The organism is Knoellia terrae, assembly GCF_048606435.1.
GTDB classification, from domain to species: domain Bacteria; phylum Actinomycetota; class Actinomycetes; order Actinomycetales; family Dermatophilaceae; genus Knoellia; species Knoellia terrae.
In genome coordinates, this window is record NZ_JBMBWH010000003.1 from 40,640 (window position 1) to 54,837 (window position 14,198).

At 71.5% G+C, this 14,198-nt stretch carries 13 protein-coding genes; 5 read left to right on the forward strand and 8 right to left on the reverse strand.

Annotated features, from left to right (window positions below; all coding sequences use genetic code 11):
* The first annotated feature begins 69 nt into the window (after positions 1 to 69).
* Entirely contained in the window at positions 70 to 729 is a 660-nt protein-coding gene (locus tag ACOJV9_RS05415; protein ID WP_420184170.1) for a hypothetical protein, read from the forward strand.
* On the opposite strand, the gene ACOJV9_RS05420 is transcribed toward ACOJV9_RS05415, so the two are convergent.
* The gene (locus tag ACOJV9_RS05420; RefSeq protein WP_420184171.1) at positions 723 to 1,508 is read right to left on the reverse strand and encodes an SURF1 family cytochrome oxidase biogenesis protein; all 786 of its coding nucleotides are present in this window, start codon (positions 1,506 to 1,508) and stop codon (positions 723 to 725) included. The two genes, ACOJV9_RS05415 and ACOJV9_RS05420, sit on opposite strands and share 7 nt — an antisense overlap.
* A gap of 31 nt (positions 1,509 to 1,539) precedes the next feature.
* Here ACOJV9_RS05420 and moaA point away from each other — a divergent pair, with 31 nt between their 5' ends.
* Positions 1,540 to 2,550: a GTP 3',8-cyclase MoaA gene (gene moaA / locus ACOJV9_RS05425; protein WP_420184172.1), complete on the forward strand. Its 1,011-nt coding sequence runs from the start codon at positions 1,540 to 1,542 to the stop codon at positions 2,548 to 2,550.
* A 136-nt stretch (positions 2,551 to 2,686) separates the two neighbouring features.
* Here the strand turns inward: moaA and ACOJV9_RS05430 are convergent, their stop codons facing one another.
* Positions 2,687 to 2,887: a hypothetical protein gene (locus ACOJV9_RS05430; RefSeq protein ID WP_420184173.1), complete on the reverse strand. Its 201-nt coding sequence runs from the start codon at positions 2,885 to 2,887 to the stop codon at positions 2,687 to 2,689.
* The gene (locus ACOJV9_RS05435; RefSeq protein WP_420184174.1) at positions 2,884 to 3,180 is read right to left on the reverse strand and encodes a DUF3099 domain-containing protein; all 297 of its coding nucleotides are present in this window, start codon (positions 3,178 to 3,180) and stop codon (positions 2,884 to 2,886) included. The genes ACOJV9_RS05430 and ACOJV9_RS05435 overlap by 4 nt, the downstream gene beginning before the upstream one ends.
* 87 nt (positions 3,181 to 3,267) lie before the next feature.
* Between ACOJV9_RS05435 and fabG the strand changes: the two genes are divergently transcribed.
* From fabG to ACOJV9_RS05450, 3 genes are read left to right on the forward strand one after another with little or no spacing between them, the layout of a single operon-like run.
* Positions 3,268 to 3,981, forward strand: a complete 714-nt coding sequence (gene fabG, locus ACOJV9_RS05440; protein WP_420184175.1) for a 3-oxoacyl-ACP reductase FabG — start codon at positions 3,268 to 3,270, stop codon at positions 3,979 to 3,981.
* A 38-nt stretch (positions 3,982 to 4,019) separates the two neighbouring features.
* Positions 4,020 to 4,778 (forward strand): enoyl-ACP reductase FabI, encoded by a 759-nt coding sequence (fabI, locus tag ACOJV9_RS05445; protein WP_420184176.1) that lies wholly within the window; start codon positions 4,020 to 4,022, stop codon positions 4,776 to 4,778.
* Between the two features lie 26 nt (positions 4,779 to 4,804).
* Complete coding sequence (locus ACOJV9_RS05450) at positions 4,805 to 7,009, forward strand: tetratricopeptide repeat protein (protein ID WP_420184177.1); 2,205 nt, start codon at positions 4,805 to 4,807, stop codon at positions 7,007 to 7,009.
* Positions 7,010 to 7,012: 3 nt separating this feature from the next.
* Here ACOJV9_RS05450 and cphA read toward each other — a convergent pair whose 3' ends face one another.
* From cphA to glgC, 5 genes are all read right to left on the reverse strand, one after another.
* Entirely contained in the window at positions 7,013 to 9,883 is a 2,871-nt protein-coding gene (gene cphA / locus ACOJV9_RS05455) for a cyanophycin synthetase (protein ID WP_420184178.1), read from the reverse strand.
* 68 nt (positions 9,884 to 9,951) lie between these two features.
* Positions 9,952 to 10,809 (reverse strand): cyanophycinase, encoded by an 858-nt coding sequence (locus ACOJV9_RS05460; protein WP_420184179.1) that lies wholly within the window; start codon positions 10,807 to 10,809, stop codon positions 9,952 to 9,954.
* 19 nt (positions 10,810 to 10,828) lie between these two features.
* Entirely contained in the window at positions 10,829 to 12,064 is a 1,236-nt protein-coding gene (gene serB / locus ACOJV9_RS05465) for a phosphoserine phosphatase SerB (protein WP_420184180.1), read from the reverse strand.
* Positions 12,065 to 12,073: 9 nt separating this feature from the next.
* A complete protein-coding gene (locus ACOJV9_RS05470) occupies positions 12,074 to 12,889 on the reverse strand; it encodes an LLM class F420-dependent oxidoreductase (RefSeq protein WP_420184181.1) in 816 nt (271 codons plus the stop codon).
* Positions 12,886 to 14,139, reverse strand: coding sequence for a glucose-1-phosphate adenylyltransferase (gene glgC / locus ACOJV9_RS05475; RefSeq protein WP_420184182.1), 1,254 nt, complete (start codon positions 14,137 to 14,139; stop codon positions 12,886 to 12,888). Before glgC ends, ACOJV9_RS05470 begins: the two co-directional genes overlap by 4 nt.
* Positions 14,140 to 14,198: the final 59 nt, after the last annotated feature.

Genomic DNA, 14,198 nt, shown 5'->3' on the forward strand with positions numbered 1-14,198 from the left:
GGTGGCCGGGCGGTGCCACGATGGGTCAGGACGTGCTCGGAGCGTCCGTGCCACGAGGAAGGACCGCCCATGAGCCACGTGCGAGGTCGTCGCCCTGTCGGTGCGGTGCTGGCCTTGGCCCTCGCGGCGATCGGAGCGTCGGCCACCGTCCTCGCCGGCCCCGTCCAGGCCGACTCCACCGAGGGCGTGACCATCTGCCACGTGGCGGGGAAGTCCGGCCGGTGGGTCGTCATCACCGTGGACGCGTCGGCCCTCATCCGCAACGGGCACCGGGCCCACCAGGGCGGCCACGACGTCATCCCGCCCTTCGAGCACACCGCAGAGGGAGCCGGAAGCACCCGGCTTGCGGGGCAGAACTGGGCGGACAACTGGCCGGTGGACCCCAGCGGTCGGGCGACCGGTGCGGTCGAGGCGTCCGACTGCGGCGCAGCACCACGCCCTGACAAGCCCCAGAAGAAGGAGAAGTCGGCGGAGAAGCAGCAAGCGAAGCCGGGCGACGAGCAGGAGGGGAAGCCGGGCGACAAGCGGGGCAGGTCAGGCGAGAAGAGGTCCGACCCGCCGCCTCGGGGCGAGGGCGGCGGCTCCTCGGCCAGCCCGTCCGGTGCCACCGGCAGTCGTGCACCGGACGATGCGGCAGAGCCGCGCCCGGCACTCGTCGGAGGCGGGCTGGCGCTCCTCCTGGCCGGGGGAGCCACCGCGGTCGGCGTGACCCGACGTCGCGGTCAGTAGTCCTCCTCGTCCCAGATGCGCACCTTCTTCGGTGTCGGCGGGCGGTCGGGGTCCTCATCACGCAGCTCGCGACGGATCCCCAGCCAGATGAGCAGCAGCCCCGCCGGCATCGTCATCCACCACTGGAACGCGTAGGCCTGGTGGGGTCCCAGGCTGCGGTCAGGGTCCTGGAGGCGGTCCGGCCGCGGCGGGGTCACGCCCGCGGCCGTGCGCTCGCTGTCGAGCACGACATAGCCGTCCAGCACGTCGGTACCCCACGCACGCTCGACATCGGGGACGCTGATGCTCGCCACCTGCCCGTCGGGCAAGGACTTGCGCTGGCTGGTCTCGCCCGGCCGGACCCAGCCGACGACCGTCACCCGGCCGGTGGGCGCCGCCGGCACGTCCGGCGTGACGGCAGCTCCGAGCTCGGAGTTCTCGACCCACCCGCGGTCGACGACGACCGTCCGGCCGTCCGCCAAGGTCAACGGGGCGAGCACCTCGTAGCCGAAGACGCTGTTGTTCGGGCGGTTGCGCACGAGCAGCTGCGGGCCGGCATACGTTCCGGTGGCCGTGACCTTGGTCCAGTCCTCCTGCGCGCGGTCCACCGGGCGCTCGGACAGCACGTCGGTCACCGGGACCGGGTCGGCGCGGTAGTGCGCGTCGAGCAGGGCGTTGCGCTCGACCTTGAACTCGTGCCGGGAGTACTGCCAGTGACCCAGCTGGTAGGCGACGACGGCATACAGCACGGCGAGGGCCAGGGCACCCAGCCAGCGCGGGGTGAACAGACGCCGTGACACGGCTGTCACGGTACCGGCCTAGTCTGGAGGCATGCCTGTCGCCCCGACCACCGCACGCCTCGCCGACCGCCACGGTCGCGTCGCGCGTGACCTGCGGGTGTCCGTCACCGACCGCTGCAACCTGCGCTGCCGCTACTGCATGCCGGCGGAGGGCCTTCCGTGGCTCGCGAAGCCCGAGATGCTCGACGACGACGAGCTGGTCCGGCTCGTCTCCATCTTCGTGCGGCTCGGTGTGCAGCAGGTGCGCCTGACCGGGGGCGAGCCGCTGCTGCGCCGCTCGCTGACCGACGTCGTCTCACGCATCGCTGCTCTCGAGCCACGGCCGCGCATCGCCATGACGACCAACGGCATCGGCCTCGACCGACTCGCCGGCCCGCTCGCCGCGGCCGGCCTCGACCGCGTCAACGTCAGCCTCGACACGGTCGACCCCCAGGAGTTCGCCGACCTGACCCGGCGCGACCGGCTCCACGACGTCGAGGCCGGGCTGGCGGCAGCCCGTGACGCACGGCTGGTGCCGGTCAAGGTCAACGCGGTCGCGATGCGCGGGGTCAACGACACGTCCGTCGCGGACCTCCTCGCGTGGTGCGTCGAGCGCGGCTACGAGCTGCGGTTCATCGAGCAGATGCCGCTCGACGCCCAGCACGGCTGGGACGCCTCGACGATGGTCGGGGGCGACGAGATCCGCGCCCAGCTCGAGGAGCGCTTCACCATCACGCCGTTGCCCGAGGCCGACCGGGGCAGCGCGCCGGCCGAGCGGTTCCTCGTCGACGGCGGACCCGCCACCGTCGGCATCATCGCCAGCGTGACGGCGCCGTTCTGCGGCGCCTGCGACCGCACCCGGCTCACCGCCGACGGGCAGGTGCGCAACTGCCTGTTCTCGCAGCGCGAGACCGACCTGCGCGGACCGATGCGGGACGGCGCCTCCGACGAGGAGCTGGCCGCCCTCATCACCGGTGAGATGTGGCGCAAGGCCAAGGGGCACGGCATCGGCAGTGCCGACTTCGTGCAGCCGCTGCGACCCATGAGCGCCATCGGCGGCTGACCACCGTCGACGCCACCGACATCCTGCGACCGATAGGTCACGAACTGTCGATGCCACCGACTTCCTGCGACCGATAGGTCACAAACTGTCGAAGGACTCGTGCGTCTCTTGACCTCTTGGTCGGAAGGTGTCGCGGTCAGCCGGCGTCGGCGGGGATGTCGGCGACCGGCACGACATCCTTGAGGAAGCCCCGCAGCGACAGGAAGTCGGCGAGGCTCGTGCGGTGCTCGTCGCAGCCGAGCCACACCTTGCGTCGGTCAGGCGTGTGCAGCCTGGGGTTGTTCCACAGCAGTGCCCACGTCGCCTCCCGCCGACACGCCTTGGCGCTGCAGATCACCGTTCGAGCCGGCGCCGCTGCGGGTCGCGCGGCACGACGGCCGAGACACGCCCGACGGTCCGCGGAGCCCTCGCGTTGGCGAACACCACCGCGATGTACGGCAGGACCACGGCCAGGCCGACACACGTCCAGCGCAGCCAGCCCTCCGTGACGAAGGCCAGCACGAAGCAGGCGGTGCGCACGCCCATCGTCACGAGGTACTGCTTCATCCTCGCGTTGAGGTCGTCGTCGGGGTTGGAGCGGGCCGTCGTGACCGACTGGACCTGCGGCTCACCGCGGGGGTTCGTGCTCACCAACCCACTGTACGTCCGTTTCCTGAGCGTTCCCCGTGCCCGTTGCGATGCCTGCTACCCATCGGTAGTCCACTAGCGTCGTGCGCCATGAGCCCAGCGCGCAACGTCCTCGTCACCGGGGGCAACCGAGGTATCGGCCTGGCCATCGCCCGGGCCTTCGTCGAGGGCGGCGACACCGTCGTCGTGACCAGCCGCAACGGCCAGGCACCCGAGGGCCTTGAGGCGGTGACCTGCGACGTCACCGACTCCGCCTCCGTCGATGCCGCGTTCACCGCGGCCGAGGAGATCTTCGGCGGACCCGTGCAGGTGCTCGTCGCCAACGCCGGGATCACCAAGGACGGCCTGCTCATGCGGATGAGCGACGAGGACTTCGACGCCGTCATCGACACCAACCTCGCGGGGACGTTCCGCTGCGTGCGGCGGGCGAGCACCGGGATGATCAAGGCCCGCGGCGGGCGGATCATCCTCATCTCCAGCGTCGTCGGGCTCTACGGCGGTCCCGGGCAGGCGAACTACGCCGCGAGCAAGGCGGGCCTCGTCGGCCTGGCGCGCTCCGTGACCCGTGAGCTCGGCGGGCGGGGCATCACCGCCAACGTCGTCGCTCCGGGGTTCATCGAGACGGACATGACGGCGGAGCTGCCCGAGGCGACGCAGAAGACCTACAAGTCCGGCATACCGGCAGGGCGGTTCGCGCAGCCGGCCGAGGTGGCCGCAGTCGTGCGCTTCCTCGCCTCCGACGACGCGGCCTACGTCACGGGAGCCGTCATCCCCGTCGACGGCGGCCTCGGCATGGGCCACTGACCCCACCACCCCAACCCACCCACAGGAGAACGACACCGATGCTGCTCGAGGGCAAGAAGCTGCTCATCACCGGAGTGCTCATGGACTCCTCGATCGCCTTTCACGTCGCCAAGCTGGCGCAGGAGCAGGGCGCCGAGGTCGTGCTGACCTCGTTCGGTCGCACCATGAAGATCACCTCGACGATCGCCAAGCGGCTTCCCACGACGCCGCCCGTGGTCGAGCTCGACGTCACCGACAGCGAGCACCTCGACAGCCTGGCCGACCGCCTGGGCGAGCACGTCGACCATCTCGATGGTGTGCTGCACTCCATCGGCTTCGCGCCCCAGGGGGCCTTCAACTTCCTCGAGGGCAGCTTCGAGGACGTGTCGACCGCCATGCACGCCTCCGCCTACTCGCTCAAGTCGCTCGCGGTGGCCGCGATGCCGCTGATGGCGCCGGGCTCTGCCGTCGTCGGGCTGACCTTCGACGCGAAGTTCGCGTGGCCGGTCTACGACTGGATGGGCGTGGCCAAGGCGGCGTTCGAGTCGACCAACCGCTACCTCGCGCGCGACCTCGGTCCTCGCGGCATCCGCTGCAACCTCGTCGCCGCGGGCCCCATCAGGACGACGGCCGCGAAGTCGATCCCGGGCTTCAAGACGTTCGAGGACACGTGGGGCGAGCGCGCCCCGCTGGGCTGGGACGTCAACGACGCGGTGCCCGCCGCCAAGGCCTGTGCGGCCCTCCTGTCGGACTGGTTCCCAGCCACCACCGGCGAGATCGTGCACGTCGACGGCGGCGTCCACGCGATGGGCATCTGAGCCGTTCGGCCAACTAGGCTCGCCGCGTGACCAGCGACCTCCACACCGCCCCTGTCGTGACCGCCACCGAGGTCCGGGTCCTGGAGGGACCCAACCTCTACTTCCCGAAGCCGGCCGTCAAGGTCACGCTCGACCTCACGGCATACCTCGACGCCGACAAGGACGTCGTCCGGGCGGTGGCACGCACGGCAGGGCTCGGTGCGATCCAGGCCGGTGCCGCCCACACCGAGCAGCGGCAGCGGGTCCTGGCACGCCTCGCCGAGCGGGCCGTGCGCCACGTCTCGCGTGCCTCCGGAACCGGCCGGCTCGGCGTGCGCTCCCGCCCCGGCACCGACCGCTCGGTCGTGGTCGTATCCTTCGTGTGGCGGCGGCGCGGGTCCGCACAGGCGCTCGGGGAGTCGGTCGCACCGGTCCTCCAGTCGTGGCTCGAGGGCCGTGACGTCGTCGACGAGTGGGCCGCCACCGTGCGCGACGCCCCCGACGGCGCCCCGCCCCGCATCGTCACCCCCCACATCCCGGTCGCCTCCGTCACCGGCACCAACGGCAAGACGACGACGACCCGGCTGCTCGCCCACATCGCGATGACCGCGGGCCGGCACACCGCCTGGAGCTCCACCGACGGTGTCGTCGACCACGGGACGACGATCGAGCCCGGTGACTTCTCCGGACCGGCCGGAGCGCGCGGCGTGCTCGGGGCCCCCGGCGTCGAGATCGGCATCCTCGAGACGGCCCGCGGTGGGATGCTCCTCAAGGGTCTCGGCGTCACCCACAACGACGTCTCGGTGGTCACCAACGTCTCCGCCGACCACCTCGGCCTTCAGGGGGTCGACACCATCGACCAGCTCGCCGAGGTCAAGGCGATCATCACCCGCGCCACGCGACCCGGAGGCTGGACCGTCCTCAACGGCGACGACCCCCGGGTCTGGGCCATGCGCACCGGGTCGCCCGCTCGCCCCTGGGTCTTCACGCTCGACGCCAACTCACCGGCCATCCGCGAGGCGCTCGGCGCCGGTGGACGTGCCATCACGGTGCTCGACGACCGGGTCAGTGTGCTCACCGACTCCGGTGTCCCGGACCGCCTCATCTCCGTCGTCGACGTACCCATGACGATCAGTGGCCTGTCGCGACACAACGTCGCCAATGTCCTCGCTGCCACGGCCGCAGCCCTGGCGCTCGGGCTCGACCGCGCGGCCGTCGTCGAGGGGCTGCGGACGTTCCAGCCGGACGCCTCGCTCAACCCGGGCCGGATGAACACCTACACGGCGCCGGCCGGGCTCGGCGGCTCGTGCACCGTCGTCGTGGACCTCGCCCACAACGAGGCCGGCCTGGAGGCGCTCATGGACGTCGCCGACGGCCTGCGCGCGCCGGGGGCCAGGATCCACCTCGGGCTCGGGGCCGCGGGTGACCGCACCGACGAGATCCTCGAGAACCTCGGCGAGATCGCGGGCCACCGCGCCGACCACGTGGTCGCCGCCCACAAGGCGCACTACCTGCGCGGCCGGACGATGGAGGAGCTCGAGGGCCACCTCACGGTCGGGTTGCAGCGGGCCGGTGTCGCCGAGATCGCCTCCTACCCGACGGAGCTGTCCGGACTCCGGGCACTCGTCGAGACCGCGCAGGACGGCGACGTCGTCGCCATCATGTGCCACGCCGAGCGCGAGGAGATCTACGCCTGGCTCGCCGAGGCCGGTGCCGTCGCCGACGACGCGCGCTCGATCCGTCGCAAGGTCATCGCCGCCCGAGGCGAGCACGAGGCCGAGGGTGACATCGCGACGCTCTGGGAGGACGAGGACGAGGCTCGCCGGATCGAGACCGGCGCGAGGCTGTATGCCGCGTACCCGGGAGACGCGCGCATCACCTACGAGTACGGCGGCACCTTCGACTCCGCCGGCCACCCAGAGCGTGCCATCGAGCTCTACCGCGAGGCGCTCGACGCCGGTCTGCGAGAGCCCTTCCGACACCGTGCGGGAATCCAGCTCGCGTCGTCGCTGCGCAACGTCGGCGCCCACGACGAGGCCGTGACGCTGCTCGACACCCTGGCGGAGGAACGCCCGGACTCTGTCGGCATCGCCGCCTTCCGCGCCCTCGCGCTGCACTCGGCCGGTCGCTCGAGCGAGGCTCTGGGGTCCCTGCTCACCGCCGTGGCGCACTCCAGCACCGACGAGGACGTCAACCGCTACCGGCGCTCGCTCACGGCATACGCGAGTGAGCTGGACCGGCAGCGGGGCTGAGCGTCAGGACCTGACCGGCTCCGGCTCGTCGAGCTCGTGCTCGGCGAGGTCCTGGTCGGTGGCCTCGACACCGCTGACCTGGGCCTCGGCCGACAGGACGATCGGGTCGAGGTCGGGGTCGGCGAGCGAGTCCGCGGTGTGCGTGCCGGGCTGCGCCTGCTTGGTCATCGTCTCGAGCTCGTTCATGACGACGCCGTGCTGGTCGACGCAGACGACGACGATGTCGCCGGGGTTGGCGCGCGCCATGACGTGCCGCACGGCCGAGAGCTCGTCGGTGACGACCTCGACCTGGCGGCAGCGAGCACCCTCCGACATGGCCTTCTTGGCACCCTCGGCCACCAGCGTCGCCGTCTCGCCGCGGGACCGCCCGCGGAGCCCGACGTCCTCGCGGACGACGAGGACGTCGAAGTGCTGCGCCGCGAGCATGCCGAGCTCGCGCATGTCCTCGTCCCGACGGTCACCGGCCGTGGCGATCACTCCGAGCCGGGAGATCTTGCCCAGCTCGCTGGCCCCGGCCTTGGCGTCGGCGTAGCGCTCGACGAACTGGCCGAGCACCTTCATGCCGGGGGCGTTGTGGCAGTAGTCGACGATGACGTCGATGTTGTTGACGTTCACCTGGTTCATGCGGCCGGGGGAGAGGTAGTAGCTCGTCGAGAAGGTCCGCAGGCCCTGGCGGATCTCGTGCAGCCCGGTGCCGACCGCGAAGGCGGCACCGGCGGCGGCCATCGCGTTGGACACGTTGAACATCGCCGTGCCGCCGAACGTCGAGGGCAGCAGGTGGGTCCACGCGAGCTGCATCGCCCGGCGGCCGTGGCGGATGACGATCATGTCGCCCTTCTCCGACGGCTCGAGCACGACGGCGCGCCCACCCCGGCGGCAGTGCGCGTCGACGAAGTCGCGAACGGCCGAGCCGGGCTCGGAGGTCGTGAACCAGATGATCGAGCCGGAGCAGCGTCGGCGCATCTTGCGCACGAGGGCGTCGTCGGCGTTGAGGACGGCGAAGCCGTTGCGGGGCACGGCCTCCACGATGACGGCCTTGACGTCGGCCAGCTGCTCGACGGTGTCGATCCCGCGCAGCCCCAGGTGGTCGGGGGCGACGTTGGTGACGACCGCGACGTCGTTGCGGTCGTAGCCGAGGCCCTCGCGCAGGATGCCGCCGCGGGCGACCTCCATGACGGCGAAGTCGACCCGGGGGTTCTGCAGCACCATGCGGGCGGACTTGGGTCCGGAGGCGTCGGCCTTGAAAACCAGCCGCTCGTCCACGACGATGCCATCGGTCGAGGTCATGCCGACCTTGTGCCCGACGCCCTTCATGATGTGGGCGATCATCCGCGACGTCGTCGTCTTCCCGTTCGTGCCCGTCACCGCGACGATCGGCACACGGGAGGGAGCGCCCGGCGGGAAGAGCAGGTCCACGACGGGCCGGGCGATGAACTGCGGCTCACCGATCGTCGGGTGCGTGTGCATCCGGAAGCCGGGCGCGGCGTTGACCTCGCAGATGGCGCCACCGGTCTCACGGACGGGCGAGGCGATGTCGGGGCAGATGAAGTCGATGCCGGCGACGTCGAGCCCCACCATGCGGGCAGCCTCCTCGGCGATCTCGACGTTGTCGGGGTGAGCGTCGAAGGTGCGGTCCACCGAGATGCCACCGGTCGACATGTTGCCGGTGAGCGCGAGCTTGACCATCGTGCCCTGCGGCGGGACGTCGTCGAGGGCGAAGCCCTGCTCGCGCACGAGCCCCTCGGCGGCCCGGTCGACCTTGATCCGGGTCAGCACCTTCTCGTGGCCGACGCCACGACGCGGGTCGGCGTTGGTGATCTCGACGAGCTCGCTAACGGTGTGCTCGCCGTCGCCGACGACGTGGGCGGGCACGCGCTCCGCGATCGCCTGCATCTTCCCGCCGACGATGAGGCAGCGGTAGTCCTTGCCGGTGACGAACGACTCGACGATGACGCTGCCGCGGCGGGACTGCTCGCGCGCGATGGCGAACGCCTCGCGCACCTCGTCGTCGGACTGGAGGTCGAGGCACACGCCCCGGCCGTGGTTGCCGTCGAGCGGCTTGACGACGACCGGGAAGCCAATCCGGCGGGCGGCCGCGACGGCGTCCTCGGGTCCACGCACGGTGTCCTGCTTGGGGACCGGCAGCCCGGCCGACCCGAGCAGCTTGGTCGTGAGGTCCTTGTCCGAGGCGATGTCGACCGCCAGTGCCCCGGTCTTGGACGTCATCGTGGCCCGGATGCGCTGGGCGTGGACGCCCTGGCCGAGCTGCACGAGGCTGGCGCTGTTGAGCCGGATGAAGGGGATGTCGCGGCTCACGGCCTCCTCGAGGATGGCCGCGGTGGACGGCCCGAAGGCGGTGCGCTCCGCCCGCTTGAGGAACGCCTCGAGGGCGCTGTCGAACTCGAAGCCCTCCTCGGCCCGGACGAGGTGGTTGACGAGCCGCACGGCGAGCGTGCCGGCCGCGAGGCCCACCCCCTCGTCGGTGTAGCCGTAGATGACGTTGTAGCGCCCGGGGGAGCCCTTGACCTGGCGGGTCTTGCCCCGGCGCTGGTCGTGGCCGGCCTCCTGCTGGAGCTGGAGCGCGATGTGCTCGGCGACGTGCCCGAGCCAGGTGCCCTCCCGCAGCCGCTGGATGAAACCGCCCTTCACGCCGCGCGAGCAGCTGTGGTTCTCGAGGCCGGGGAGCAGCTCGAGGAGCCGGTCGGTGAAGCCCTCGAGGAGGTCGGTGGGGTACTGCTCGAGGATGCCGAGGTCGACGACGAGGTGGATCGACGGGTCGTAGGACCAGATGTTGCCCCCGCGGTAGACCCGGGACTCGACGATCGTGAGCTCCGGGGCAGCGGGGCCGGTGGGGGTCGGGCGGTCCTCGGTCATCGGACTCCTCGTGGCGGTGTGGTCGGTGGACGGGGGAGGGGAGAGGGCAGCTGCCGGGGCGGCCGACGTCAGTGCTTGGCGGCGGCGAGCCCGGCGTCGACGTCGGGATGCTGCTCGACGAAGTCGACCAGCTCGGCCGCCGACAGGTCGAAGGTCGCGCCGGCCGGGAGGGTGTGGATCACCGCGCCCGAGATGAGCAGCGGTGCGCCGCGTCGGGCGTCGGGGGCGTCCGTGGTGACGTCACGGCAGTCCATGACGATGACGCCACCGCGACCGTGCACGGTGAAGCGGGTCCCGTGGTGGACCTCGATGGCGGTGTCCTCGTCGATCCCGATGCCGAGCAGGCTGGGGGACGCGGCCACCACGGAGAGGAGCCGGCCGTAGCGGGAGCGCTGGGCGAAGTGCTGGTCGACGACGACACCCTTGAGGAGCCCGATGCCGGCGCTGATCTGGCTGCCGCGCTGGACCGGCGTGATCCCCTCGTCGCCCATCGAGATCATGAACTCGCTCATGATCGACGCACCGGCGGACGTGCCCGCGACGACGGCGCCGCGTGCGTGGGCCCGGTGCAGCGCGTCCCCGAGCGGGGTGCCCGGGAAGAACTGGGACAGCCGCAGCTGTGAGCCCCCGCTCATGAAGATCCCGCTCGCCTGGTCGACGAGCGCGACCGCGTCCGGGTCGTGCGCCTCGCGGCGGGACTGGGGGTTGACCACGTCGATGGCCTCGACCCCGAACCGGGTGAAGACCTGCCGGTAGGAGTCGACGACCTCGTTCTGGAACGACGACGCGGTGGGGATGACGACGAGCCGGGAGCGCCTGCCGCCGCTGAGACGCACGAAGCGCCGCAGCAGGGCCGCCCGGCCGACACGGTCCTCTGCGCCACCGATGATGAAGAGCGTCGGCGTCGCGGACGGGTAGCGGGGCATTGGCACAGCCTAGGAGGTGTCAGCCGTGGTCGACAGCAGGCGCCGGTGTCGGAGCGCCATCGGCGTCGTCGGCCTCCTCGATCTCCTCGCGCGTGATGCCGAGGAGGTGGAGGACCGCGTCGAGGTAGGGAACCGTCACGGAGGTGTCGGCCTGCTCGCGCACGACCGGCTTGGCGTTGAAGGCGATCCCGAGGCCGGCGACACCGAGCATGTCGAGGTCGTTGGCGCCGTCGCCGATGGCTACGGTGCGTGCCAGGGGAAGCCCGGCAGCCGCGGCGAACTCCCGCAGTGCCTGGGCCTTGCCCTGCCGGTCGACCACGTCACCGAGGACCCGACCGGTGAGGCGTCCGTCGACGACCTCGAGGCGGTTGGCGCGTGCGTGGTCGATACCGAGCTCGTCCGCGATCGGCTGCACGATCTCGAGGAAGCCTCCCGAGACCAGCGCCACCGTGAAGCCGAGCCGCTTGAGGGTGCGCACGAGCGTTCGGGCGCCGGGTGTGAGGCGCACGGCCTCCCTCACCTCGTCGAGGACCGACGCCTCGAGCCCGGCCAGGGTCGCGACGCGGGCGTGCAGGCTCTGCGCGAAGTCGAGCTCGCCCGCCATCGCCCGCTCCGTCACCGCCGCGACCTCGGCACCGCGCCCCGCGTGCTCGGCCAGCAGCTCGATGACCTCGTCCTGGATGAGGGTCGAGTCGACGTCCATGACGACGAGCCGCCTGCCGCGGCGGGCGAGCCCGGTCGCGGCAACGGCGATGTCGACGCGCTGCTGGGCCGCGACCAGCGAGAGCTCGCGGCGCAGGGCGGGGAGGTCGGCACCGCTGACGTCGAGCTCGAGTGTCGTGACCGGGTAGCGCGACAGACGCCGGATCCGGTCGATGTTGGCCCCGTGGTCGGCCACCGAGCGCGAGACCGCGGCCACCGCCTCGGCGCGCAGCGGTGCCCCGAGGACGACGACGGCCGCCCGGCCGGTGGGTCGCCGGCGGCTGTCACCGTGACCCTCGACGACGCTCACCGACAGGCCCAGCCGCTCGCCCACCGCGTCGACCACGCCCCGTAGCGCTGCCGCATCGCCCTGGGGGGCGAGGAGCGCCGCCAGGGTCAGCTGGCCGCGCACGACCACCTGCTCGAGGTCGAGGACGACCGCGCCCGTGGGCGCCACCGTGTCGAAGAGCGCGCTCGTCACGCCGGGTCGGTCGTCGCCGGTGAGCGTCACGAGCAGCGTGGGGACGTTCTCGGAGCCGGAGGCGGTGGTCACGCCCACAGGCTAGGAGTTGACGGCGTCCCGCCACGCAACGAGGTCACGGACTGGACCGAGGTCGTGCGTCGGACCGCCGACGCTGACGGTGAACAGCCGGGTTCCGACGGCGTACAGGGCTTCCGCGGAGGCGGCGTGGTCCGCGACGTCCTCGGGGAACCGCCCGGGCAGCGGGCTCACGCCGGCCGACCGCTCGATGGCGGCCGGGTCCCGACCGACCTTGGCGCACCACTCGTCGAGCACCGAGTGCTTGTGCGCGATCGTCTCCGGACCACCGAACCCGTGCCAGATGTCCGCCTGCTCGGCGACGATGCGCAGCGTCTTGCGCTCGCCGCCGCCACCGACGAGGACCGGGATCGGGCGCGTGGGCGCCGGGTTGAGCCGGCCCCACCGGGCCTTGATGCGGGGCAGGTCGCGGTCGAGCGCGTCGAGCCGACCGCCGGCCGTGCCGAACTCGTAGCCGTACTCGTCGTAGTCGCGCTCGAACCAGCCCGAGCCGATGCCGAGGATGAGCCGCCCCTCACCTCCACGCGCCGAGATGTGGTCGACGGTCCGCGCCATGTCGGCGAGCAGGTCGGGGTTGCGGTACGAGTTGCACGTCACGAGGGCGCCCAGCTCGACGCGCTCGGTGGCCTCGGCCCACGCGGCGAGCATCGTCCAGCACTCGAAGTGGGCGCCGTCCGGGTCGCCGTTGAGCGGGTAGAAGTGGTCCCAGTTGAAGAGGACGTCGACACCGAGCTCCTCGAGGTCCGCGCAGGTCCGGCGGATCTCGGCGTAGGTCGAGTGCTGCGGCTGGACCTGGACGCCGAGTCGCGCGCGGCTCACGGCTCGAGGACCGTGCCCTTGCCGACCACGGTGATGCCGCTCTCGGTGACGGTGAACCCGCGGGCGCGGTCCTGCTCGGGGTCGATGCCGATCGAGGTGTTCTCGGGGAGGCGGACGTTCTTGTCGATGATCGCGCGCTTCACCCGGCAGTTGCGGCCGATGTCGACACCGTCGAGCAGGACCGAGTCGTCGACCTCGCTGTAGCTGTGGACGCGCACGTCGGGGGAGACCACGGAGTGGTTGACCCGGGCACCGCTGATGATGACGCCGGGGGAGACCATCGAGCTGAGGGCCTCGCCGAAGCGGCCGGACGCGCCGTGGACGAACTTCGCCGGCGGGTAGGGCCCGTAGCTCGTGAAGAGCGGCCAGTCGTAGTTGTAGAGGTTGAAGATCGGGTGGATCGAGATGAGATCCATGTGCGCCTCGTAGTACGAGTCGAGGGTCCCGACGTCGCGCCAGTACCCCTGGTCCCGCTCGGTGCCACCGGGGATGACGTTCTTCTTGAAGTCGTAGGTGTAGGCCGCGCCGTCCTTGACCAGCGCCGGGACGATGTCGCCGCCCATGTCGTGGGTGCTGTCCTCGAGCTGGGAGTCGCGCGTCACGGCGTCCTGGAGGACGTCGGCGTCGAAGACGTAGTTGCCCATGGACGCGAGGATCTCGTCGGGGGAGTCCGGCAGACCGTTCGGGTCGGCCGGCTTCTCGAGGAACGCCGCGATCTTCGTGTGGTCCTCGCCCTCGACCTCGATGACGCCGAACTGGTCGGCCATGTCGATGGGCTGGCGGATCGCCGCGACGGTGACGCCCGCGCCGGACTCGACGTGCTGGTCCACCATCTGCGAGAAGTCCATGCGGTAGACGTGGTCGGCGCCGACGACGACGACGATGTCCGGGCGCTCGTCGGTGATGGTGTTGAGGCTCTGGAAGATCGCGTCGGCGCTGCCCTGGTACCAGGACTTGTCGACGCGCTGCTGGGCGGGGATCGGCGCCACGTAGTTGCCGAGCATCGTCGACATGCGCCACGTCTTCGTCACGTGGCGGTCGAGGCTGTGCGACTTGTACTGGGTGAGCACGACGATCTTGAGGTAACCGGAGTTCACGACGTTGCTCAGGGCGAAGTCGATCAGCCGGTAGATGCCCCCGAAGGGCACGGCCGGCTTCGCCCGGTCCGCCGTGAGGGGCATGAGCCGCTTGCCCTCCCCACCTGCGAGGACGATGACGAGCACCTTGGGTCCACCGCTGCGGTATGCCATGTGCCCAACGTAGTGGACGCCGCCGTTCCGGTGTGATCGGCGTCTCATGCCGGGGCTCG